This window comes from Micromonospora sp. NPDC047730 (genome assembly GCF_043204765.1).
GTDB lineage: Bacteria > Actinomycetota > Actinomycetes > Mycobacteriales > Micromonosporaceae > Micromonospora.
Map to the genome: position 1 here is coordinate 646,974 of NZ_JBIDCU010000001.1, position 22,644 is coordinate 669,617.

At 72.1% G+C, this 22,644-nt stretch carries 24 protein-coding genes and 1 pseudogene; 14 read left to right on the top strand and 11 right to left on the bottom strand.

All coding sequences use genetic code 11. The features are described from left to right. Window positions 1-267 precede the first annotated feature (267 nt). Together ACGF5G_RS03145 and ACGF5G_RS03150 are read right to left on the bottom strand one after the other, a co-directional pair. Window positions 268-729 (bottom strand): hypothetical protein, encoded by a 462-nt coding sequence (locus ACGF5G_RS03145; RefSeq protein WP_393258526.1) that lies wholly within the window; start codon window positions 727-729, stop codon window positions 268-270. 144 nt (window positions 730-873) lie between these two features. Further along, complete coding sequence (locus ACGF5G_RS03150) at window positions 874-1,086, bottom strand: acyl-CoA carboxylase subunit epsilon (protein ID WP_393258529.1); 213 nt, start codon at window positions 1,084-1,086, stop codon at window positions 874-876. A gap of 92 nt (window positions 1,087-1,178) precedes the next feature. Between ACGF5G_RS03150 and ACGF5G_RS03155 the strand changes: the two genes are divergently transcribed. Beyond that, window positions 1,179-3,089 carry a protein kinase gene (locus ACGF5G_RS03155; protein ID WP_393258531.1) on the top strand — a complete coding sequence of 637 codons (1,911 nt, stop codon included), beginning with the start codon at window positions 1,179-1,181 and terminating at the stop codon, window positions 3,087-3,089. 89 nt (window positions 3,090-3,178) lie between these two features. Further along, on the top strand, window positions 3,179-3,409 hold the full coding sequence (locus ACGF5G_RS03160; protein WP_393258533.1) for a hypothetical protein: 231 nt from the start codon (window positions 3,179-3,181) through the stop codon (window positions 3,407-3,409). 204 nt (window positions 3,410-3,613) lie between these two features. On the opposite strand, the gene ACGF5G_RS03165 is transcribed toward ACGF5G_RS03160, so the two are convergent. Beyond that, window positions 3,614-4,369, bottom strand: a complete 756-nt coding sequence (locus tag ACGF5G_RS03165) for a GH25 family lysozyme (protein ID WP_363704336.1) — start codon at window positions 4,367-4,369, stop codon at window positions 3,614-3,616. 105 nt (window positions 4,370-4,474) lie between these two features. Next, window positions 4,475-5,020: a Uma2 family endonuclease gene (locus tag ACGF5G_RS03170; protein WP_393258536.1), complete on the bottom strand. Its 546-nt coding sequence runs from the start codon at window positions 5,018-5,020 to the stop codon at window positions 4,475-4,477. Window positions 5,021-5,121: 101 nt separating this feature from the next. Between ACGF5G_RS03170 and ACGF5G_RS03175 the strand changes: the two genes are divergently transcribed. From ACGF5G_RS03175 to ACGF5G_RS03185, 3 genes are all read left to right on the top strand, one after another. Further along, the gene (locus ACGF5G_RS03175; protein WP_393258539.1) at window positions 5,122-5,865 is read left to right on the top strand and encodes a M50 family metallopeptidase; all 744 of its coding nucleotides are present in this window, start codon (window positions 5,122-5,124) and stop codon (window positions 5,863-5,865) included. A 244-nt stretch (window positions 5,866-6,109) separates the two neighbouring features. Next, complete coding sequence (locus ACGF5G_RS03180) at window positions 6,110-6,610, top strand: SigE family RNA polymerase sigma factor (protein WP_350678559.1); 501 nt, start codon at window positions 6,110-6,112, stop codon at window positions 6,608-6,610. Next, window positions 6,603-7,487 (top strand): hypothetical protein, encoded by an 885-nt coding sequence (locus ACGF5G_RS03185; RefSeq protein WP_393258542.1) that lies wholly within the window; start codon window positions 6,603-6,605, stop codon window positions 7,485-7,487. The genes ACGF5G_RS03180 and ACGF5G_RS03185 overlap by 8 nt, the downstream gene beginning before the upstream one ends. A 37-nt stretch (window positions 7,488-7,524) precedes the next feature. On the opposite strand, the gene ACGF5G_RS03190 is transcribed toward ACGF5G_RS03185, so the two are convergent. Beyond that, on the bottom strand, window positions 7,525-9,108 hold the full coding sequence (locus ACGF5G_RS03190; protein ID WP_393258545.1) for an acyl-CoA carboxylase subunit beta: 1,584 nt from the start codon (window positions 9,106-9,108) through the stop codon (window positions 7,525-7,527). Window positions 9,109-9,256: 148 nt separating this feature from the next. On the opposite strand from ACGF5G_RS03190, the gene ACGF5G_RS03195 reads away from it, so the two are divergent. Then, window positions 9,257-10,132, top strand: a complete 876-nt coding sequence (locus ACGF5G_RS03195; RefSeq protein ID WP_393258547.1) for a biotin--[acetyl-CoA-carboxylase] ligase — start codon at window positions 9,257-9,259, stop codon at window positions 10,130-10,132. A 178-nt stretch (window positions 10,133-10,310) separates the two neighbouring features. Further along, a complete protein-coding gene (locus ACGF5G_RS03200) occupies window positions 10,311-10,883 on the top strand; it encodes a PH domain-containing protein (RefSeq protein WP_393258550.1) in 573 nt (190 codons plus the stop codon). A 67-nt stretch (window positions 10,884-10,950) separates the two neighbouring features. On the opposite strand, the gene ACGF5G_RS03205 is transcribed toward ACGF5G_RS03200, so the two are convergent. From ACGF5G_RS03205 to ACGF5G_RS03215, 3 genes and pseudogenes are all read right to left on the bottom strand, one after another. Next, on the bottom strand, window positions 10,951-11,679 hold the full coding sequence (locus ACGF5G_RS03205; RefSeq protein WP_393258553.1) for a GtrA family protein: 729 nt from the start codon (window positions 11,677-11,679) through the stop codon (window positions 10,951-10,953). A gap of 64 nt (window positions 11,680-11,743) precedes the next feature. Continuing rightward, a complete protein-coding gene (locus tag ACGF5G_RS03210; protein ID WP_393259205.1) occupies window positions 11,744-12,277 on the bottom strand; it encodes a GtrA family protein in 534 nt (177 codons plus the stop codon). A gap of 167 nt (window positions 12,278-12,444) precedes the next feature. Beyond that, window positions 12,445-12,535: pseudogene (locus ACGF5G_RS03215) on the bottom strand (GtrA family protein); the annotation flags it as partial. Window positions 12,536-12,691: 156 nt separating this feature from the next. Between ACGF5G_RS03215 and ACGF5G_RS03220 the strand changes: the two are divergent. The 4 genes from ACGF5G_RS03220 to ACGF5G_RS03235 all read left to right on the top strand — a co-directional run bounded on the left by ACGF5G_RS03220 (window position 12,692) and on the right by ACGF5G_RS03235 (window position 17,720). Next, on the top strand, window positions 12,692-14,533 hold the full coding sequence (locus tag ACGF5G_RS03220; RefSeq protein WP_393258556.1) for a phosphoenolpyruvate carboxykinase (GTP): 1,842 nt from the start codon (window positions 12,692-12,694) through the stop codon (window positions 14,531-14,533). Window positions 14,534-14,576: 43 nt separating this feature from the next. Then, window positions 14,577-15,452, top strand: a complete 876-nt coding sequence (locus ACGF5G_RS03225) for a hypothetical protein (RefSeq protein ID WP_393258559.1) — start codon at window positions 14,577-14,579, stop codon at window positions 15,450-15,452. Between the two features lie 323 nt (window positions 15,453-15,775). Beyond that, window positions 15,776-16,918 (top strand): geranylgeranyl reductase family protein, encoded by a 1,143-nt coding sequence (locus ACGF5G_RS03230; RefSeq protein WP_393258561.1) that lies wholly within the window; start codon window positions 15,776-15,778, stop codon window positions 16,916-16,918. A 31-nt stretch (window positions 16,919-16,949) separates the two neighbouring features. Beyond that, a complete protein-coding gene (locus ACGF5G_RS03235) occupies window positions 16,950-17,720 on the top strand; it encodes an isoprenyl transferase (protein WP_350678538.1) in 771 nt (256 codons plus the stop codon). A gap of 27 nt (window positions 17,721-17,747) precedes the next feature. On the opposite strand, the gene otsB is transcribed toward ACGF5G_RS03235, so the two are convergent. The 3 genes from otsB to ACGF5G_RS03250 all read right to left on the bottom strand — a co-directional run bounded on the left by otsB (window position 17,748) and on the right by ACGF5G_RS03250 (window position 19,630). Then, window positions 17,748-18,572: a trehalose-phosphatase gene (otsB, locus tag ACGF5G_RS03240; RefSeq protein ID WP_393258565.1), complete on the bottom strand. Its 825-nt coding sequence runs from the start codon at window positions 18,570-18,572 to the stop codon at window positions 17,748-17,750. Between the two features lie 101 nt (window positions 18,573-18,673). Continuing rightward, on the bottom strand, window positions 18,674-19,027 hold the full coding sequence (locus ACGF5G_RS03245; protein ID WP_393258568.1) for a hypothetical protein: 354 nt from the start codon (window positions 19,025-19,027) through the stop codon (window positions 18,674-18,676). A gap of 162 nt (window positions 19,028-19,189) precedes the next feature. Beyond that, the gene (locus ACGF5G_RS03250) at window positions 19,190-19,630 is read right to left on the bottom strand and encodes an XRE family transcriptional regulator (RefSeq protein ID WP_393258570.1); all 441 of its coding nucleotides are present in this window, start codon (window positions 19,628-19,630) and stop codon (window positions 19,190-19,192) included. A 263-nt stretch (window positions 19,631-19,893) separates the two neighbouring features. Between ACGF5G_RS03250 and ACGF5G_RS03255 the strand changes: the two genes are divergently transcribed. From ACGF5G_RS03255 to ACGF5G_RS03265, 3 genes are all read left to right on the top strand, one after another. Then, window positions 19,894-20,238, top strand: coding sequence for a hypothetical protein (locus tag ACGF5G_RS03255; RefSeq protein WP_393258573.1), 345 nt, complete (start codon window positions 19,894-19,896; stop codon window positions 20,236-20,238). 31 nt (window positions 20,239-20,269) lie between these two features. Continuing rightward, entirely contained in the window at window positions 20,270-20,605 is a 336-nt protein-coding gene (locus tag ACGF5G_RS03260; RefSeq protein WP_350703423.1) for a hypothetical protein, read from the top strand. Between the two features lie 381 nt (window positions 20,606-20,986). Next, window positions 20,987-22,402 (top strand): PhoH family protein, encoded by a 1,416-nt coding sequence (locus tag ACGF5G_RS03265; RefSeq protein ID WP_393258575.1) that lies wholly within the window; start codon window positions 20,987-20,989, stop codon window positions 22,400-22,402. Window positions 22,403-22,644: the final 242 nt, after the last annotated feature.

Consider the following 22,644-nt stretch of genomic DNA (forward strand, 5'->3'; position numbering starts at 1 on the left):
GCTGCACCTTGTCGATCAGCTCGTCGAGCTCGCGGACGTACGCCCGGGCTGCCTCGTTGGTCTCCGGGGGCCATGCCTCCGCCAGCCCGCGCCGGTATTCCTGGAGCCGGCTCAGGTGGGTCCGGGCGAGGTCGCAGACCTTGCGCCAGCCGGCGACCTGCTTCCAGTGGTTGGTGGTGTCGTGGTCCTGCAGGCAGGCCCACATGCTGGCCACGTCCATCAGTCGCCAGTCGGTCAGGCCGGACGTGCGGCCGCTGCCCCGCTCGATCACGGCAGCACCACCGGCCCCGGTCCCGTCTCCGGACCGGTGGGGTCGCGCAACACCGGCGTCGGGCCGCGCGTCGTGGCGGCGGCCGGGTTGGCGAGCGCCCGCTCGACGTCGGCCACCCGGGCGGAGGAGAAGGCGTCGGACTGGGTGTAGCTGTTGGCGACCGTGCCGGCGGCGACGGCCAGGTGGCCGGTGGTGTCGCGGACGCCCCAGACCATGTCGGCAGTGGCCTGCTGGGTCTCGTGGTGGGCGCGCAGGAAGTTGACCAGCTCGATGAAGGCGTCGGCCGGGTTGGGCACCGGCGCCTTCATGTCCTCGGCGATGTACGACAGGTGGGGGGCGTAGTTGCGTTCCACCTCGGCCTGGAGCTTGTCGGCGAACTCGCGCAACCGGCGGATGTCGGCCTCGATGCCGCCGTAACCGCGGAGCCAGGACGCTGGACGGTCCTCCTCGGGGATCATCGGCCCTCCCTACCCGTCACTGCGCCGTTTCCCTGAGTGAGGTTAATGGGTGTCCGGCGATGTCGGCAGCCCCAACCCCGCACACCCGAGCCGTTCGGCAGGTGGGCAGGGGCACCGAGCTGGGGTGATCCGTACGGGAAAAGGTCAGCGGGGCAGGCCGGAGGCGCGCCACCCGCCGGGACCGGCGACGGGCGTCGTGGTGGCCGGTCGCCCGCTGCGCGCCCAGGCGGACGCGGTGGCCGGCGAGGGTACGGCGGCCGGACGGGACCGGACGACGATCGCGCCCACCAACGCGGCCAGCTCCTCGGCGGTGGGGACCCCGCGGACGACCCGCAAGAGCGGCTCTTCGGCAGACATGGCGTCAGCGTACGCGGCGGCAAGCTTGACCTGAACCGCACAGTGGCGTGCCGGCGGTGTGAGCGTCGTGCCCGCCGGGTACCGTCTGGGCGATGTCTAACGCGCTGCCCCAACTCGTCGCTGACCGATACCGGCTCCTCTCGCCGCTCGGTCAGGGCGGCATGGGTCGGGTGTGGAAGGCGCGCGACGAGGTGCTGCACCGGGACGTGGCGATCAAGGAGCTCGTCCCGCCGCCCAGCCTCACCGACGACGAGCGCCGCGAGATGCGGGAGCGGTCGCTGCGCGAGGCCCGGGCCATCGCCCGGCTCAACCACATCAACGTGGTCCGCATCTTCGACGTGCTGCGCACCGACGGCGACCCGTGGATCGTCATGGAGTACGTGGCGTCGAAGTCGTTGCAGGACACGCTCGCCGAGGACGGCCCGGTGCCGCCGGCGCGCGCGGTCGAGATCGGGCTCGGCGTGCTGGGCGCGCTGAAGGCGGCGCACAAGGCCGGCGTGATGCACCGCGACGTCAAGCCGGGCAACGTGCTGCTCGGCAACGACGGCCGGGTGGTGCTGACCGATTTCGGTCTCGCCACGATCCCCGGCGACCCGAATGTGACCCGCACGGGCATGGTGCTCGGTTCGCCCGCGTACATTGCGCCGGAGCGGGCCCGCGACGGCACCGCCGGGCCGGAGGCCGACCTCTGGTCGCTGGGCGCCACCCTCTACGCCGCGGTCGAGGGCAAGTCGCCGTACGCCCGGCCGTCGGCGATCGCCACCCTGGCGGCGCTCGCCACCGAGGCACCCCCGCCGCCGAAGAACGCCGGCCCGCTCAAGCCGGTGCTCAACGGCCTGCTGCGCAAGGACCCGAACGAGCGGATCACCGCCGAGGTGGCGGAGAAGCTGCTGCGCCGTGCCGGCGGCAAGCGCACCCGCGCCATCCCGCTGCTCGACGGCGTACGTCGGCCGGGGCCGAACGGCCCGCGCGAGCCGCGCCCGCCGCTGGTGCCGGCGCCGCGACCGGCCGAGGACCCGGCGGCCAGGCCGGTCAGCCCGCCGACGCCCCGCGCGCCGCAGGAGGCGGTCGCCCCCGCCGGTGTCACCGTGGCGGCCGAGAGTGCGTCCGCCGCCTCGGATGCCGCGCCTACCGCCAAGGTCGAGTCGTCCACGTCCGACACCGCGCCGACGGCGAAGGTCGAGGCACCGAAGCCGGCGGCCGGCGCCTCGCCGGCCGAGCCGGTGAGCCCCGCGCCGCACAGGCCGGTGAACCCCACGTCGGTGATGCCCGCGCCGGTGAGCCCGCCGTCCGGCCGCGCCACGGTGGTGCCGTCCGGCGGTACGAAGCTCAACAACACCCGGCGTAACGTGCTGATCGGGGTGCTGGTGGCGCTGCTGCTGGTCGGCCTGGTGCTGGTCGTGCCGATGCTGACCAGCGGCGACGGCGACGGCGACACCCCGCAGGCCGACCCGACCACTGCCGCCTCGCAGGCGCCGCAGACGTCGGGGCCCGCCGCGCCGCCACCGACCAGCGCCGCCCCCAGCCCGACGCCGTCCGTCACCCCCTCGGCGGCGGAACTGCCGGCCGGCTGGAAGCTGCACAAGGACCCGGCCGGGTTCGAGTTGCCGCTGCCGGAGGGCTGGGTGCGCCGGCAGGTGGACGGCAGCACGGTCGTCTTTGACCAGTCCAACGGGGTGGGTGAGCTGCTCGTCCAGTGGACGAGCACGCCGAAGTCGGACGCGGCCGCCGAATGGAGGCGGATCGAGCGGGACCGCAAGGGCATCGTCAACAACTACAAGTACCTGAGCATCGAGAGCTGTGACTACTGGAAGACCTGCGCGGACTGGGAGTGGTTGGAGACCCGCGACGGCACGCGGATCCACGTCCGCAACCGGGGCTTCGTGACGGCCAAGAATCGCGGTTACGCCCTCCGGTGGGAGGTCGCCGAGAAGGACTGGCAGGCCAACCTGCCCAACTTCGACCGGATCGCGAGCGGGTTCGTGCCCGACCGCAAGGACTGATCCGCGGGATTCGTGCCGCCGCGAGGTTCGTTCGCATGACCTTCCGTCGTACGGGGTATCTGACCCGCACGACGGAAGGGAGGCACGACATGGGTTACCGACGGAAGGACGCCCGGCCCCGGGTGGCACTGTGGATGCTCGTGGCCCTCGGCGACGTCGTCCTGCTGCTCGTCGGCGCCGGCCTGCCGGCACTGTTCGCGCTGCTCAGCGTCGTCACCGTCACCCTTGCCGCAGTGGTGGCCTGGCGGATCACGCGGCGTGGCGGGCTCGCCCGTGACAACGCGGTGACCGTTCCGGTGGCGGCCCGAAGGAGGACCTGACACCCGCAGGCCCGATGGCGGGCCTGACACCCGCAGGCCCGATGGCGGGCCTGACACCCGCAGGCCCGATGGCGGGCCTGACACCCGCAGGCCCGACGGCGGGCCTGACGCGCGCCGGTGGCGTGGCGGCAGCCGGACCAGTTGTCGACCGTACGGTGACAGCCGATCCCGCTGCCGCCAACTGCCTCCCCAGGCGAGTCAGGCTCAGGCGGTGTTGTTGGCCAGCGCGATCAGCCGGGTACGGTCACCGTTCCAGTAGTTGCGGTCGACGGGGCCGCTGATCCCGGCGACGCTACCGCTGTCGGTGTACTGCCAGAAGCTCCAGAACGGCGCGCCGGCCGGCAGGGTGCCGGGGGAGGTGGACCAGCGGGCGATCCAGAGCGGGTGGTTCGCCCAGGGGCCGGTCCAACTGCCGGTGCACTGGTTCCACCAACTGGTGGTCGTGTAGATGACCGCGTAGCGGCCGGTGCGCGAGCGGTAGGTGTTGAGGAAGTCCTGGACCCAGCTGCGCATCCCGGACGTGCTCAGGCCGTAGCAGTACCCTCCGCTGTACGGGTTGGCCTCCAGGTCCAGCGCCGCCGGGAGGGTGCGGCTGTCGGCCGACCAGGCGCCGCCGTTGGAGGCCAGGTAGTTCGCCTGGATCGCCCCGGAGGAGATGTTCGGCCGGGCGAAGTGGTACGCCCCCCGGATCACCCCCGCGTAGTACGAGTTGGTGTAGTTGCTGTTGAAGTTCGGGTCCTTGTAGCTCGTGCCCTCGGTTGCCTTGATGAAGGCGAACTGGATCCCGGCGTTGCGCACGCTCGTCCAGTTGATGCTGCCCTGGTAGCGCGAGACGTCGATGCCGGGCGTGGTGGCCGCGGCCGCCGGGGTGCTGGTGGCGACGAGCCCCGCCGCCACGGTGGCGAGCACGGTGAGGCCGGTGGCGAGCATTCTGCGCAGCGATGGTCTGGTACGGGTCATGGATGCCTCCAAGGACGCCGATGGAATTGACGACCATCTTTGGAGGTAAGCGTCCTCGATCACAAGGGGCGCTAAACAAATTTACATTGACGACTGACGTTGGGTTCAGCGGAGCGAAGCCGGGTCGACACGCCAGCGGAACGGCTCGGTCAGGTTGAGGCGCTCGCCCGCCTTGGCGACCTGGTCCTCGACGTAGTGCGCACCGTCCAGCCGGAACAGCCGCAACGAGTGGGTCTGGCCGTCCTGCTCGACCAGCAGATACCAGGGAATCCGGGCGATGGCGTAGAGCTGCATCTTGACCAGTCGGTCGGCCGCCGCGTTCCCCGGAGAGACGATCTCGCAGACGAGGACGACCTCGCCCGCCTCGACCACCGTGCCCTCGTCGTCGGTGTCGGCGACGACAACGTCCGGGATGACGATCCGGTCGACCCCGAGCCGGACGTTCACCGCCTCGAATACCGCGAGGGCGCCGGCCGCGCCGTCGAGGCTGTTGGCCAGCAGTCTCGACACCCGCTGGTGTCGCTTGCTCGGGGCAGGGCTCACGATCAGGCTCCCGTCGAGCAGTTCGACCCGGTTCGAAGTCTCGCCCATGGCGAGGTACTCGGCCTCTGTCCACAGGCCGATGTGGGGTTCCAGGGGTGCCGCGCTCACCGGCGTCCACCTCCCGCTCCGATCGCCACCCGGTCAGCTTCACACGATACGGACCCACGAGGGCGTAACGACACAGGTCGGGGCCGGTAGGCTCGCGCCCCATGGTGTCGATCGACGGGCTCGGCGGTCTCTGGGACAAGCTGTTCGCGGCGCAGCCGGACCCACCGCCCCTGCTGGTGTTGCTGACCGCCGCCGTCGCGCTGCTGGTCGTGTCCACCCGCCTGCCCTGGCGGGTCGCCAGAAACGCCGTCACCATCGCCCACGAGGGCGGGCACGCCCTCGTCGCGCTGCTCACCGGCCGCCGGCTGCACGGCATCCGGCTGCACTCGGACACCTCGGGGCTGACCCTGTCCGCCGGCAGGCCCACCGGCCCCGGGATGATCCTCACCCTGCTCGCGGGCTACGTCGCCCCGCCGCTGGTCGGGCTGGCCGGCGCGTGGCTGCTCGGCGGCAACCGGATCACCCTGCTGCTCTGGGTCGCCGTGGCGCTGCTGCTCGCCATGCTGGTCATGATCCGCAACGTCTTCGGCGTGCTCTCGCTGCTGGTCACCGGCGGGGTGGTGCTCGCCGTCTCCTGGTACGCCACGCCGCAGGTGCAGGCGGCGTTCGCGTACACCGGGGTGTGGTTCCTGCTGCTCGGCGGCGTACGGCCGGTGGTGGAGCTGCAACGCCTGCGTTCCCGGGGCCGGATGCCGGCGTCCGACGCCGACCAGCTCGCCGGGATCACCCCGCTGCCCGCGTTCTTCTGGGTCACCGTGTTCGCCCTGGTCAACCTGGTCGTCCTCGGCGTAGGCGCGCTGCTGCTCGCCGGCCCGATCCTCGCCGACGCCGGCATCACGCTCTGAGCGGCGCCGACCCGACACGGGAAGTACCGGGGAGACACCACGCCCGACCGGCCGTCCGCCGTCGCCGGGGAGGGCGCGGAAGCGTGGGCGGGCAGAATGGTCCCGTGCGATACGTGATCATCTGAGCGGGGTTCCGGCCGGCGGGTTTCGGCCGGCGGAGCTGGCGAAAATGATCGGTGGACCGGGCAACCGACGGCCCCGGCTGGCGCGTGTCCCCTGCGACCGTCACGGGGGAGGTAGCAGGGTGCCGGACGTCGACGGCTTCGACGAGTTCTACCGGGGCAGCCGGCAACGGTTGCTGGGCTTCGTCTACGTGCTCACCGGTGACCTCGCCGAGGCGCAGGACGCCGTGCAGGAGGCGTACGTGCGCGCCTGGCAGCGCTGGTCGACTGTGAGCGCGTACGAGGAGCCGGAGGCGTGGGTGCGGGTGGTGGCCAGCCGGATCGCGGTCAGCCGCTGGCGCAGCCTGCGCAGCCGGGCCCGCGCCTACCTGCGGCACGGTGCCACGGAGACGGTGCCCGGCCCGGATCCCGACACCGTCGACGTGGTCGCCGCGCTGCGCCGGCTGCCCGAGGAGCAGCGCACCGCGATCGCCCTGTACTACCTGGTCGGCATGCCGGTGGCCGAGGTGGCCCGGCAGACCGACGCCCCCGTGGGCACGGTCAAGGCCCGACTCTCCCGGGGGCGCGCCGCGTTGGCCGGGCTGCTCGCCGTCTCTGAGCTGAAGGAGGCCGCCGATGCGTGACGAGACGACGTTCGTCGACCAGTTGCACAGGGACCTGCGCGACGTCCGCTGGCCGGAGCCCGCCGAGATCCGCGCCCGGGCCCGCCGGCGCAGCCGGCGTACGGCGCTGGGGGCGGCGGCCGTCACGACGGTCACCGTGCTTACCGTGGCCGCCTTCGGGGTGGTCGACCACATCGGCGGTAACCGGCCGCTGGCGACCGCGGAAGGGGCGACCGCGGCCGGGGTGACCGTGGCCGGGGCGGCCGGGCCGGATGCGCCCGTACGGGCCGCGATTCCGATGGAGGCGCTGCTCCAGCCGGAGGACCTGCCGGAGAAGGAGACCCCGCGACTCACCGTGACGGGCATCCACGAGCCGATCCGGATCGACGGTGAGTTGACGAAGTGCCTGCGGAACCGGGGACTTCCGGCCGCCGCTGAACCCTCCCGCTACTCGCGCAGTCAGACGGTGATGGGGGTACGGCTGGGTGAGCCCCTGCTGCGACAGGATCTCTACCGGGTCCGTACCGAGGAGGCCGGCAAGATCATTCCTGACATCGACCGGCAGGTGAACTCCTGCCCGGAATGGGAGACCGACGGCGTCGTGTGGCGCGACGGGCGGGACGTCGAGATCGTCACGACACACCGCTGGCAGGTGGTGGCCCGGGGGTTCGCCGGCGACGAGTCGGCGTTGCTGCGGCAGGTCATGTCCGAGCCCCGGCAGGCGAAGACGTCGACAGTGGTTGGCGACGCTCCGAAGCCGCTCAGCACCGCGTTCGTCCGGGTCGGCGACCTGGTCACGGTGGTCAGCATCTCGCGCGACAGCAGCGAGGCCGAACTTCGTCGGCTCGCCGCTGTCGCCGCCACCCGCATGTGCGGCGCCGCCAACCCGCCCTGCTGACCCGCCACGCCCGCACGCGACGCGGGGCGGGGCGGGGTCAGAGCGGGATGTTGCCGTGCTTCTTCGGGGGCAGGGTCTCGCGCTTGGTGCGCAGCACCCGCAGGGCGCGGACGATCTGCGTGCGGGTCTCGTGCGGCGGGATGACGCTGTCGACGTAGCCGCGCTCGGCCGCGATGTACGGGTTGGCGAGAGTGTCCTCGTACTCGGTGATCTTCTCGGCCCGCACGGCGGCCGGGTCCTCGGCGGCGGCCAGTTCCTGCCGGTAGAGGATGTTCACCGCGCCCTGCGCGCCCATCACCGCGATCTGCGCGGTCGGCCAGGCGAAGTTCAGGTCCGCGCCGAGGTGCTTGGAGCCCATCACGTCGTACGCCCCGCCGTAGGCCTTGCGGGTGATGACGGTGACCTTCGGGACGGTGGCCTCGGCGTACGCGTAGATGAGCTTCGCGCCGCGGCGGATGATGCCGTCCCACTCCTGGCCGGTGCCGGGCAGGAAGCCGGGAACGTCCACGAAGGTCAGCACCGGGATGTTGAAGGCGTCGCAGGTGCGCACGAACCGGGCGGCCTTCTCCGACGCGGCGATGTCCAGGGTGCCGGCGAAGTGCATCGGCTGGTTGGCGACCACGCCGACCGGGCGCCCCTCGACCCGGCCGTAGCCGATGATCAGGTTCTGCGCGTAGAGCGGCTGGACCTCCAGGAACTCGCCGTCGTCCAGGACGTGCTCGATGACCCGGTGCATGTCGTACGGCTGGTTCGCCGAGTCGGGGATCAGCGTGTCCAGTTCCCGGTCCTCGTCGCTCACGGAGAGGTCCGCGGGGGCCTCGTAGACCACCGGCTCGTCCAGGTTGTTCGACGGCAGGTACGACAGCAGCGCCTTCACGTACTCGATCGCGTCCTCCTCGTCGCTGGCGAGGTAGTGCGCGTTGCCGCTGCGGGAGTTGTGCGTACGGGCCCCGCCCAGCTCCTCCATCGCCACGTCCTCGCCGGTGACGGTCTTGATGACGTCGGGGCCGGTGATGAACATGTGCGAGGTCTGGTCGACCATCACGGTGAAGTCGGTGACCGCCGGGGAGTAGACGGCGCCCCCCGCGCACGGGCCCATGATCAGGGAGATCTGCGGGATGACGCCGCTGGCCCGGACGTTGCGGAAGAAGATCTCGCCGTAGAGCCCGAGCGAGGCCACGCCCTCCTGGATGCGGGCGCCGCCGGAGTCGTTGATGCCGACGACCGGGCAGCCGATCTTCATGGCCAGGTCCATCACCTTGACGATCTTCTCGCCGAAGACCTCGCCGAGGGAGCCGCCGAAGACCGTGAAGTCCTGGGCGAACACGCAGACCTGGCGGCCGTCGATGGTGCCGTAGCCGGTGATCACGCCGTCGCCGTACGGGCGGGTCTTCTCCAGCCCGAAGTTGGTGGACCGGTGCCGGGCCAGCTCGTCCAACTCGACGAAGGAGCCCTCGTCGAGCAGCATCTCGATCCGCTCGCGGGCGGTCTTCTTGCCCCTCGCGTGCTGCTTCTCGACCGCGCGCGCCGACCCGGCGTGCACCGCCTCGTCGACCCGTCGCTCCAGGTCAGCCAGCTTGCCCGCGGTGCTGTGGATGTTGATCCCGGTCTCGGTAGTCACCCTGGGAATATAACGATGGTTCAGGTCGTCGCCCCTGTGCAGTTCGCCTCAGCCCGGCGACCGCTCGCCGACGACGCCCACGGACGCCCGCCCGACGCCCGCCCGGCGGCCGGCGGGTGGCTCTCGGGCGGGGCCGTAGGCTGACGGGATGCCGGGCTCGCCGTACACCGATCTGGACCGTCCGCCGCTGTCGGCGGCCCGGTTGCGGCGGGCGCTGGTCGCCCCGCACGGGCCGTGGGCGCGGCTGGAGCTGCGCGTCGAGACCGGCTCGACCAACGCGGACGTCGCCGAGGCGGCCCGGGCCGGGGAGCCGGAGGGGCTGGTGGTGGTCGCGGAGCGGCAGACCGCCGGGCGCGGACGGCGCGACCGGGCGTGGCAGTCACCGGCGCGGGCGGGCATCGCCACCAGCGTGCTGCTCCGGCCGGGGGAGGCCGTCGCCGACCGTGGCTGGCCGCCGGTGCCCCAGGCGGGGTACGGCTGGCTGCCGCTGCTCGCCGGCGTGGCCCTGGTCGAGGCGGTGGCCCGGCTGGCCGAGCTGGACGCCGGCCTGAAGTGGCCCAACGACCTGCTGATCGGCGACGCGAAGTGCGCCGGGATCCTCGCCGAGGCGGTGCCGGGGGACTCGCCGGCGCAGCCGCCCGCGATCGTGCTCGGCATCGGCCTGAACGTCACGCTCCGCGCCGACGAGCTGCCGGAGAACCCGACCGGCCTGCCGGCCACCTCGCTGCAACTGGCCGGCGCGGCGGCCACCGACCGCGATCCGCTGCTGCGGGCCCTGCTTCGCTCGGTCGCCGACTGGTACGGCCGCTGGCGTTCGGCCGGCGGGGACGCGGTCGCCAGCGGGCTGCGCGACGCCTACCTGGCCGCCTGCGCGACGATCGGCCGCCAGGTACGCGTGCTGCTGCCCGGCGGCGAGGAGCTCACCGGCGCCGCGACCGGCGTGGACGCCGACGGCCGACTGCTGGTCACCACCCCCACGGGCGTGCGCGCCCTGGCCGCCGGCGACGTCCTCCACCTCCGCTGACCTGACCCCCGCCCTCCCTTCCCCGCGATCTTGCACTTTTGCCCTGGCGAACGGGGCGAAGCCGCGAGACGGGGGCCGAAACTGCAAGATCGCGGGGGCGGGATCGCCGCGCGGCTGATGTCGCGGCGGGAGGGTGAGCGGTTACGGTCAGCGCGTCCGTTTCTGCGAGGAGGTTCCCGTGGCGTTCCCCGATGACGTGCTCACCGAGGACGAGCATGTCGTGCTGCACCTGCACCCGCACTGGAAGGCGCTGATCCGGCCGGTCGCGGTGCTCGTGCTCGCCGTCGCGGCGGTGGTGGCCGGCATGGTCCTGCTGCCGTCCGGCGGGGGCGGCTCGATCGCGCTCGCCGTGATCGGGGTGCTGGCCCTGGCGGCGGTGCTCTGGCTGGCGCTCTGGCCGTTCCTGGTCTGGCGGACCACCCACTACCTCTTCACGAACGAGCGGGTGCTGCTCCAACACGGCGTGCTCTCCCGCGACCGGCGGGACATCCCGCTCACCCGGGTCAACGACCACGCGATGAACCAGCGGTTCGTCGAGCGTCTGCTCGGTTGCGGCACCCTGACCATCGAGTCCGCCGGCGAGCGCGGGCAGTCCGTCCTGCACGACGTGCCTGGGGTCGGCCAGGTCCAGACCAAGCTCTACGAGCTGGTCGAGGCCCACCACGACAAGCACTCCCTCGGCGACGCCGAGATGCGCGACATCCTGGCGGACATGAACGAGGGGAAGCCGCTGCGCGACCCCACCGCCTGAGCCCGGCCCCACGCCCGCCCGCCCGCCGAACGGTAACGGCGCGGCGGGCGCGGGGTGGTGCGGCGGGTCAGCGGCGCGGGGTGCGGCGGGTGCTGGCCTGGAGTTCGGCGGCCAGCTCGGCTTCCAGTTCCCGGTCGAGGGAGCCGCCGATGCCGGCGTCGAGCGGCACGGGGCGGCCCTGGATCGGGGCGCTCTGGCCGGTCGCCGGCACGGGGGCCGGGCCGCGCCGTCCGGCGCCCGGTGGTGGCTGCGCCTCCTCCAGCTCGGAGATGGATTCGGCCAGCTCCGCCACCGGGTCCATTTCGGCCATCGTGTCCCACTCGTCGCGCGGGATGCTGTGCCACGTCTCCGCGGCGTGGGCCGGTGCCGGTTGGAAGACGAACGTCCGGTAGGACCAGAACCGGAACAGCGTCGCGAGCAGCACGCCGCCGGTCTTCGCCACGTTCAGGGCCAGCAGGCTGGTCACGCCCAGGCCGTACTTGGCGGCGGCGAGGACGCCCAGCTCGATGAGCAGGCCGGCTCCGTTGAAGAGGAAGAACAGGGCGTATTCGCGCCGCATTGCCGACTTCGGGCGGTCACGGTACGTCCAGTGACGATTCATCAGGTACGACGTGATGGTCGCCACGATGGTGGCGATGACCGTCGCCTTCAACTGGCCGTCGACAAAAACGGTGAGTGCCAGGGCGTTGAACACCGCGTAATTGATGACGGTGTTGACGCCGCCGACGATGCCGAATTTGAGCGCCTCGTGGATGAACTTCTGCCAGCGCTCGGGCAGCAGACGGACAAGACGCATGCGGAACACCTTAGGGCAGTGGGCGGGGCCGGGAGGCTCCGGCCGGGACGAGGTGGGCGGCAGGTCACGCCCGGTGGTCTCGGTCGTGCTTCACTTCCGGAACGGCTGGGGTTCCCGCTTCCACGAAGACGAACCGTCGGTAGGACCAGAATCGGAACAGCGTCCCGAGCCCGGTGCCGACGATGAAGCTGGCGATGTTGTCGGCCAACGGGGTCTGGAAGACCTCCGGCCAGATGCTGCCCAGGCCGTAGCGGCTGATGGCCAGGCAGGCCACCGCGATCCCCAGGCCGACACCGTTGAAGAAGAAGAACAGCGCGTACTCGCGGGCCGGGTTGGAGCGCTTGCGGTGCCGCCACGTCCAGAACCGGTTGCCGACGAACGCGACGGTCGCCGCGATCACCGTCGAGACGGTCTTCGCGGTCACCTGCTCGACGCCCCGCACGCTGGTGAGGTAGTTGAAGAGCGCGAAGTCGATCAGAAAGGCGATCCCGCCCACGGTGGCGAACTTGCTCATCTCGCGGACGAGGTGGCCGAAACGCTCGACCAGTGCGTGGGCCAGACCCGGGCGGGTCTGCCGGGAGCCTGGCTCCCCGGTCATCGTCGCGGCCACGACGCCGAGCCTACCGGCTGGTTGCATCCCACACGGGTAGCAACGACGAGCGGCCCGCACGGGTGTGCGCCTGTGGACAGAGCGTAACGAGTCGGGATGGTCGAGCGGGGCGGTTCGCGAGTCCGTCGCCGGGACGCGGCAGGTCGGCCGCCGGGGGTTTCCCAGAGGATTTGCGTGAAACTGCGCGCGAAAGCGGGTATTAGCTCGTGATGCCGCAGCGTGACCGCACCTTGTGCAGTTCTTCACAACCAGTCCCACTGACTGGCGACGTCACCCGGTTTACGCTGAGGCCAATCCCAGGTTTCCACGAAGGGCGACGCACCGCGCCGTAAGGACGCGCAGCGCCGTCAAGACTCGTGCATCCCATAGACCGGTCAGCGTCGACCACCAAGGAGATGTGTCATGGTTGCTCCGGCTACCGTTCGGGGTATCGATCAGGCCCCGACGTCCCACCCCAAACTGCTCGCCTGGGTCCGTGAGGTCGCTGAACTGACCACCCCCGACCGTGTCGTCTGGGTGGACGGGTCCGACGAGGAGTGGCGGCGCCTCACCGATGAGCTCGTCGAGGCGGGCACCCTGATCCGCCTCAACCCGGAGAAGAAGCCCAACTCCTTCTACGCGCGGACGGACCCGACGGACGTCGCCCGGGTCGAGGAGCGCACCTTCATCTGCTCCGTCGACGAGGCGGACGCCGGCCCCACCAACAACTGGATGGCGCCGGCCGAGATGAAGCGGACGATGACGGAGCTCTACCGCGGTTGCATGCGCGGGCGCACCATGTACGTCATCCCGTTCTGCATGGGCCCGGTCGAGGCCGAGAGCCCCATGTTCGGCGTCGAGATCACCGACAGCCCGTACGTGGTCGCCTCCATGCGCATCATGACCCGGATGGGCGCCAAGGTCCTCGAGGCCATGGGCGACGACGTGGACTTCGTCCACGCGCTGCACTCGATCGGCGCCCCGCTCGCCCCCGGCCAGCAGGACGTGGCGTGGCCGTGCAACGAGACGAAGTACATCTCGCACTTCCCGGAGACCCGGGAGATCTGGTCCTTCGGCTCCGGGTACGGCGGCAACTCGCTGCTGGGCAAGAAGTGCTACTCGCTGCGGATCGCCAGCGTGATGGGCCGCGACGAGGGCTGGCTCGCCGAGCACATGCTCATCCTCAAGATCACCTCGCCGGAGGGCAAGGTCTACCACATCGCCGGCGCGTTCCCGTCCGCCTGCGGCAAGACCAACCTCGCCATGCTGGAGCCGACCGTCCCCGGGTGGAAGGTCGAGACCATCGGCGACGACATCGCCTGGATGCGCTTCGGCCCCGACGGCCGCCTCTACGCCGTCAACCCCGAGTACGGCCTCTTCGGCGTCGCGCCTGGCACGGACTGGAAGACCAACGCCAACGCGATGCGGACGCTGGACCGCGGCAACTCCATCTTCACCAACGTGGCCCTGACCGACGACGGGGACATCTGGTGGGAGGGCATGGGTGAGCCGCCGGCGCACCTGATCGACTGGAAGGGCAACGACTGGACGCCGGAGAGCGACAACCTCTCCTCGCACGCGAACAGCCGGTTCTGCACCCCGATCACCCAGTGCCCGATCCTGGCCGAGGACTACTACGACCCGAACGGCGTGCCGATCGACGCGATTCTCTTCGGTGGCCGTCGCCGGGACACCATCCCGCTGGTGACCGAGGCCCGCGACTGGGTGCACGGCGTCTACATGGGCGCGACGCTCTCCTCGGAGACCACCGCCGCCGCCTCCGGCGCGGTCGGCGTCGTCCGGCGCGACCCGATGGCGATGCTGCCGTTCATCGGCTACCACGCCGGCGACTACTTCCGGCACTGGATCGAGATGGGCAAGGGCGCCGACGGCGACGAGTCCAAGCTGCCGAAGATCTACTACGTCAACTGGTTCCGCAAGGACCCGGAGGGCAGCTTCCTCTGGCCCGGTTTCGGCGAGAACTCCCGCGTCCTGAAGTGGATCGTCGAGCGGATCGAGGGGCGCGCCGAGGCGGTGGAGACCCCGATCGGCATGGTCCCGGCCCAGGACGCGCTCGACATCGAGGGCCTGGACATGACCCCGGAGGACGTCCGGATCGCGCTGAAGGTCGACCCGGAGGAGTGGCGCAACGAGCTTCCGCTGGTCACCGAGTGGTTCGAGAAGTTCGGCGACAAGCTGCCGGGCGTGCTCTGGGCCGAGCTGGACGCGCTGCGCGCCCGGCTCGACGCGGAGCCGCAGCGCTGACGACAGGTGTGATCGACGCCCGTACCGGGCATCATCGGTTCCCATGAGGACGGCCGCCGAGACCGAGGTCCGGCGGCCGTCCGCCGTCCGGGCGCTGACCACGCTGCTCGCACTGACCGCGGCGGCCACCGTCGCGGTCGAGCTGCTCAACTGGTGGTACGCCCCGGAGCAGGGCTTCGGGCTGGCCGTACGCACCGGCTGGGCCATGCTCCGCTCGCTCGGCTTCCTGCTGCTGATCGGGCACGTCCGTCGCGGCCGGACGGTGGCCCGGCCGTTCGGGCTGATCCTCGCGGTGACCACGGTGTTCGCCGTCGGGCGGCTGATCGTGCCCCGGCAGGGCGTGCCGCCGTTGCCCGGGCTGCTCGGGTTCGCCCTGCTCACCGCCCTCTGCGCGGCCGTGGTCTGGCTGCTCTACCGCTCGCCCGCGGTGTCCGGGCACCTGGTCCGCCACCGGCCCCGGCTGGTCATCGACCGTAGTGGCATCTCCTGGCGGGAGACCCCACCCCGCCGGCCCGAGGTCAACGGCTGGCTGCTCACCAGCCGGGTTGCCGCGTTCACCTACAGCCCGCTGATGCTGGTCCCGGCCCTGGTCGCCGGCGGCGCCGTGCTGGACGACCGGCTGACCGCCGTGCCGGCGGTGCTGTTCTGGTTCGCCGCCGGCATCGTGACCAGCTACGCGGTACTGTTCTGCACCGCCTTCCTGATGCGCGGCAAGGCCTGGGCGCGCGTCCTGCTGGTGGCGGTGACCGTCGTCGTGCTCGCCGTCGACCTGCCGCTGTGCTGGTGGCTGCTCGGGCTGGACGGGCTGGTCCGCGACGGCGGCCCGCTGCTGGCCGCCGCCCTGACGCTCTACGGCCTGTGGCGCGCGACCCGCGCCGAGCGAATCGGGCGCGCCGGGCTTTCCGAGCGTGCCAGGTGAACCCGAGCGCACCGGGCGAACCGAGCCGGGCCGGGTCAACCGAGCGCGCCGCACCGGCCTGACGGAGCGACGAGTCCGGGACAGATCACGGGCCCCTGTCGAGCGCTGTCGAGCTGCCCCGTCCATGGGACCGCCGGAATGACGAGGCCGGCCGCCCGGATGGTGCCCCGTCTGTGCGGGCAGCTCGACAGGGCTCGAGCCGTTGGTCGGTGCCGGGTCGACGACGTGCTGACGGACATGCCGGTGCGGCATCGGCGCGCCGCGCGTGTGCGACGGCAGGATGGCCGAAAGGCCGGAAGGTCAGGCCGGAGGGAGGCGATGCGGTGAGCGATGAGTTCGACGTGGTGGTGGTCGGGGCCGGTCCGGCCGGGTCGGCCGCCGCGCTTGCGGCCCGGCGGGCGGGGGCCAGCGTCCTGCTGCTGGACCGCTCCGACTTTCCCCGGGACAAGGCGTGCGGGGACGGCATCGCGGCGCACGCGCTGGACGTGCTCGCCGAGCTGGGTGTGCCCGATGCGGTGGCCGGGCACGCGCCGCTGCCGGCGTTGCGCCTGGTCGGGCCGGGTGGCGGCACGGTGGCCCGGGCGCTGCCCCGGCCGGCGTACACGGTGCCCCGGACGGTCTTCGACGCCCGGCTGGTGGCGGCGGCGGTCGCGGCCGGCGCGCGGTTGCGCCGGCACGCGGTGCGGCGGGTGGAGGTCCGCGCCGACCGGGTGGTGCTCGACGGGGAGCTGGCCGCGCGGGCGGTGGTCGGCGCGGACGGCGCCGGGTCGGTGGTCCGGCGGGCGCTCGGGCACCCGGTGAACCCCGACCGCCACCTGGCGCTCGCCATCCGAGGGTACGCCCCGGAGCTGCCCGGCCCGCCCGAACAGCTCATCGTCACCTCGGCGCCGCGCTGGCCGGCGTACGCCTGGTCGTTCCCGATCGGCGACGGCCGGGCGAACGTCGGGTACGGGGAGGTGCTGCGGGGGGAGGCGCTGAGCCGGGCGCACCTGGTCGACCGGCTCGGCGCGCTGCTGCCCGGCACGGACCTGGCCACGGTGACCGACCTGCGGGCGCACCACCTGCCGCTGTCGACGCACCGCCCGTCGCCCGGGCGCGGCCGGGTGCTGCTCGCCGGCGACGCGCTCTCGCTGATCAATCCGTTCACGGGCGAAGGGATCTTCTACGCCCTGCTCTCCGGCGCGCTCGCCGGCGCGGCGGCCACCGGCTCGCCCGAGCAGGCTGCCCGGCGGTACGCGGCGGCGCTGCGCCGCCGGCTCGGCGCCCACCTGCGGCACAGCTCGTTCGCGGCGTGGCTGGCCCGGCACCGGCGGGTCGTCGACGCGGCGGTCCGGGCGGCCCGCCGGGACGACCGGGTCTACCGGACGGTGGTCGAGTTGGGGCTGGGCGACGGGCGGCTCGACGCCCGCACGCTGGGCATGATCGGCATCGGTCTGCCGGCGTGGGAACGCCATCCGAGGGGGTGATCGGCGGGACAGGTCGCTACGCTGCAAGGTGATGACTCTGCGGGACCTGATCTATTCGGTGTACGAGCGTCGCCTCACGGCCAAGCTCGCGGGCAAGCCGGTGCCCCGGCACGTCGGCGTGATGTGCGACGGCAACCGCAGGTGGGCCCGGGAGATGGGCTACGTCGACCCGAACGACGGGCACCGGGTCGGCGCAGCGAAGATCAAACACGTGCTGGGCTGGTGCGACCAGGCCGGCATCGCGCACGTCACGCTCTACCTCCTGGCCACCGACAACCTGCGCCGGCCGGCCAGCGAGCTGGACCCGCTGCTGCAGATCATCGAGGACCTCGTGGTCGAGCTGGCCGAGGAGGGCAACCCCTGGCGGCTGCGCATGGTCGGCGCGCTCGACCTGCTCCCGGCGTCGACCGCCGCGGCGCTGAAGGCCGCCGAGGAGCGCACCCGCGAGCGCAGCGGCGGGGCCGAGGTCAACATCGCGGTCGGCTACGGCGGCCGGCGGGAGATAACCGACGCGGTGCGCTCGCTGCTGCTGGAGCACGCCGCCTCCGGCGGCACCATCGAGGAGCTGGCCGAGGTGCTGGACGTCGAGCACATCGCCGAGCACCTCTACACGCGGGGCCAGCCCGACCCGGACCTGGTCATCCGCACCAGCGGCGAGCAGCGGCTGTCCGGCTTCATGCTCTGGCAGTCCGCGCACTCGGAGTTCTACTTCTGTGAACTCAACTGGCCGGACTTCCGCCACATCGACTTCCTCCGCGCCCTGCGCTCCTACGCCAACCGGCAGCGCCGCTACGGCGCCTGACCTCCCGGCCCCGGCCGCCGCGGCGCGTCAGGTGAGGCGGTGGGCGGCGGCGGCGAGGAAGTCGCCGAGCGCGGCGGGGGAGTCGAGGGTCAGGTCGGCGGCCGCCGCGACCTCGTGGCCGGTCTCGGGGTTGGCGACGGCGACGCAGACGCCGAAGAAGTGCGGATCGGCGGCGGCCCGGGCCCGCAGCGCGGCGAACGCCTTGATGTCGGAGACGTCGTCGCCGAAGTACCAGGCGCCCTGGGCGTCCCGGACCACCTCGTCGATCACCATGCCCTTGTCCCGGTCGACCGGCGGCTTGAGCTCCAGCACCATCCGACCGGCCTGGACCTTGAGCCCCAGCCGTTCGGCCTGGGCCCGGCCCCACCGCTCCACGGTGTCGCCGAGCTGCGGCACCGTGCGCCAGTGCAGCGCCACGGAGAGCCGCTTGTACTCCACCAGCGCGCCCTCGGGCAGCTCGGCCCGGGCCAGCTCGGCCAGCTCGGCCATGGTGGGCACCCACGGCAGGGCCGCCGGCTCGGTCACGGTCTCGCCGCCCGAGTGGCTGTGCTCCAGGCCGTAGAGGCCGTACAGGTCGATCCCGGCCAGCCCGCCGAGGTGGTCGCGGAGGAACTCGACCGGTCGCGCGGAGACGATCGCGACCCGCCGTACGACGGGGGCGAGCGCCTCGATCGCGGCGAGCACGTTCGGCGCGGGCCGCACCGCGGTGGGGTCGTCGTCGACCGGTGCCAGGGTGCCGTCGAAGTCGAAGAAGAGCACCGTCGCGTCGGCCCGCCCGGCGGTCGTCCGCCAGGCACGGTCGGCGTCCAACGGGGTCTTCGGCTGCTGGTTGCCCAGGTTCAACGGCGGCACGCGCGTCAGCGTACCCCGGCCGGGTCGGCTCAATCCCGGTCGAACGATGCGGTCCGGCCGGCGTCCGGAGGCGCGGTCGGCATGAAGGCGGGCCTGGCGGGTCAGCGTTCGGCGGCTCCCCGTCCCCGTCGACCGAACGGCACGACGGCCGCCTCCTGGCCGTGGCTGAGCAGGTAGCCCTCCACGAACCCGGTGTTCCGGTCGCCGCTGCGTTCCTCGATCTCCTTGAGCCGGCTCACCAGGAAGTCGGTGAGCGCGCTGATCCGGTCGTTCAGCCGGTCGTGCAGCTCGGCGACCACGGCCAGGACGACCGCGGTGCCGGCGGTGGCGAGCGCGAGGAGGTTGACGAGCAGGGGAAGCTGCCCGCCGTTGACCGCCAGCGTCACCACGTTTCCGGTCACGCCCAGTGTCATCGACACGGTGGCGATGACGACTGCCATCCACTTCAGGGTCATGGACAGACCCCTCCTTCTGTCCCGCAGGGCTGGGTTCGGCCTTGTCCCGTCCCCCCGCCGACGACGAGCCCAAGCAGTACGAATAGGGACGCTAGCGTGCCCGTTCCGGCCCCGGAGCGAAACGAATGGGTCTGACCTGCCGTTCTTTCGCCATCTGAGGAACTAGCCGGCCTGTTTACCTCGTTTTCGGACATCGGCCGGCAGAGTCGGGCGATAAGCGAGGTAACGGATGGTCTCCCGGATGTGGAACTTCTCCGCGTCTGAGACGTCGGGGTCGACGAGGCGGCGCAGCAGCGCCTCGACGTCGGGGTCCATCGGTGGTGGGGTGGAGGTGCTGCGGGGCGTCGCCGTGCGGTCCCAGCCCAGCGCGGCGAAGGCGGTCGCCGGGTTGAGCCCCAGGCCCTCGCAGAACGCCACCACGCGCTCGGCCTCCGGGTCGCTGGCCCAGTCGCCCCGGACCCAGCGGTTGATGGTCTGCCGGGAAACCCCGGTGCGACGGGAGACCTCGGTGCCGCTCCAGGCCCGGGTGGCCCGGGCCTCGTCGAGCGCCCGACGGACGAAGGTGGCGAAGGCGATCTTCCGTGCGTTGGCCGTCTCGGTCACGTCGTGACGGTACGACCCGCCGGCCAGCCGTGCCCGCCCCGGCACGCTGGTGTCACGCGGACGAGACGCGAATGTCGGCCTGCCGGTAAACGATCCGGCGCCGCTTCTGAGGGGTGTCACCTGGGCAGAGTAGGTGCCCGTAGAGGCGGAGTAAACAGACGAAAAGCTGATACTGTCACGCCCATGAGACAACCTACGGTGTGTCACGTGCATGAGACGATCAGTGCTCACATGCGTCACGCCCCCGGCGCGAGGGGGGTGTGGTGACCGAACTCGCCACCCGAGCCCAGGCCTTCGGCCTGATCGCGGAGGGAGTGGCCGCCGGCCTGAGCGCCCCCTGGCGCCTCTACGTCGCCCGGGGCTGCCGCTACCTCTCGCTCAGCGTCGGCGACCGCACCGAGTGGGACACCTGGCGTACCCACCTCGGCTGTCCGGAGCTCAGCGTCCGGGTGTACGACGCCGGCGGCGAGATCCGCCGGTCCTCGGTGGCCGAGGTCGTCCTGGACGGCTGCCGGATCAGCGTCGAGCTGGTCGAGGAGGTCAGCACGGACGACCTGGACCGGCTCCTGGTCGCCGATCCCACCTCGGTCGAGCCGGAGGAGCGATGACCGGGCACCCGCGGCGCACCGGAGCCGCCGGATGAGCCCCTTCCTCGCGGTCTTCCTCGTCCTCGTCCTCGGTGCCACCAGCTACGCCGCCGGTCGGCTGCACGGGCAGCTCAGCTACCGGATCGGCTACCGGTTCGGCTACCGCCAGGGCTATTTCGACGGCGACCGGGGCGCCTGGAACCGACGCCGCCGCGACGCCCAGGCGGCCATCGCGTCGGCGCTGGCCGGCCCGTCGCCCACCACCACCCGCGTCACCGGCACGGTGGTCCGGCCGGGCACCACGTACACCGGCTCGTCGTTCGCGGCGCCGGCCGCCCCGGTCACCGGGCGGCACCCGACCGGCACCCTCGTGCGGCGGACCGGTTGAGCCCGGTCGACGGGGATCCCGAGGCCCCGTCGACCGGTACCCAGGGCACGGTGCGTCGTCCGCGGCGGACACGCACCGTCGGGACCACGTCAGACCGGTGACGGTGGTCCCACCGGCCGGGATGCGCGCAGGGGGCATGCATCCCGGCCGGTTCCGCCGCCGACGCCTGTTAACGTGCCGGTCCCCGGAGATCCACGATCGCCCTCTAGCCCGGAGGGTCCGACGCCGCTAGCGTCTAGGCATGGCACGGGGTTCTCCCGAGCCAGCCGGTCCGCCCGGATCTGCGACCTCGCGCACGGGGTTCCGCATCCGACCCCGTGTCCCCGGGCACCGGAGGAGGCGGAACGCGGGTGGCGGATGCCCATCCGTCGGAGCAGGCCTGTGACGACTCGCCGTACGACCGCCGGGGCCGACCGGACCACGGCCGCGACTGCCACGACCCGCCGCACCACCCGGAGCCGCCGCGGGGTTTCCGCCGCTCCGGCCGACGCCGAGGAGCCCCGACCAGCCGGCCAGGCGTTCGTCCTGGACACCTCGGTGCTCCTCTCCGACCCGGCGGCCTTCCACCGCTTCGCCGAGCACGAGGTGGTCCTGCCCCTCGTGGTCATCTCCGAGCTGGAGGGCAAGCGGCACCACCCGGAGCTGGGCTGGTTCGCCCGGCAGTCCCTGCGCATGCTGGACGAGCTGCGGGTCAGGCACGGGCGGCTCGACCGCCCGGTGCCGGCCAACGACTCCGGCGGCACGCTGCGGGTGGAGCTCAACCACGCCGACGACGGCGTCCTGCCGCCGGGCTTCCGCACCGACTCCAACGACGCGCGGATCCTCTCCGTCGCGTTGAACCTCGCCGCCGAGGGGCGGGAGGTGACCCTGGTCAGCAAGGACATGCCGCTGCGCGTCAAGGCGGCCTCGGTGGGCCTGCGGGCCGACGAATACCGGCACGGCCAGGCCAGCGACCCCACCTGGACGGGGATGTCCGAGCTGGAGCTGGCCGAGGAGCAGATCGGCCGGCTCTACGCCGGCGAGACGCTCGACCTGGACGCGGCCGCCGGGCTGCCCTGCCACACCGGCCTGGTGCTGCACTCCGCCCGCGGCTCGGCGCTCGGCCGGGTGCTGCCCGACAAGACGGTGCGGCTGGTCCGCGGCGACCGGGAGGCGTTCGGGCTGCACGGCCGCTCGGCCGAGCAGCGGATCGCCCTCGACCTGCTGCTCGACGAGTCGGTCGGCATCGTCTCGCTGGGCGGGCGGGCCGGGACGGGCAAGTCCGCGCTGGCCCTCTGTGCCGGGCTGGAAGCGGTGATGGAGCGCCGGCGGCACAGGAAGGTGGTGGTCTTCCGCCCGCTCTACGCCGTCGGCGGGCAGGAGCTGGGCTACCTCCCCGGTTCGGAGTCGGAGAAGATGTCGCCCTGGGCGCAGGCGGTCTTCGACACCCTCGGCGCGGTAATGCACGAGAACGTGCTGGAGGAGGTCACGTCGCGCGGCCTGCTGGAGGTGCTGCCGCTGACCCACATCCGGGGCCGGAGCCTGCACGACGCCTTCGTGATCGTGGACGAGGCGCAGTCGCTGGAGCGCGGGGTGCTGTTGACCGTGCTCTCCCGGATCGGCCAGGGCTCGCGGGTGGTGCTCACCCACGACGTGGCCCAGCGGGACAATCTCCGCGTCGGTCGGCACGACGGGGTGACCGCGGTGATCGAGGCGCTCAAGGGCCATCCGCTCTTCGCCCACGTCACCCTCAGCCGTTCGGAGCGTTCGCCGATCGCCGCGATGGTGACGGACCTGCTGGAGGACATCCCGCACTGATGACCGTTATATGGCTGTTTGTGCCTATAATTTGAGTGACGCAAGTCACAATTAAGCCTCTTGGTTTCCCATCGGCCTCACCGTGCGCGATGGTGTCCAACGAGCGCCCACGTACCGACAAGATCGTTGGTGATCGTTCGTCACACCGACATCTTCCACCCCCGGTGCGTCGGCTGCGACCGGCACAGGGTCGGGGCGCTCGCGGCGCGGACCCGCCCCATGAAGGGTGCCCGCGCCGTGTC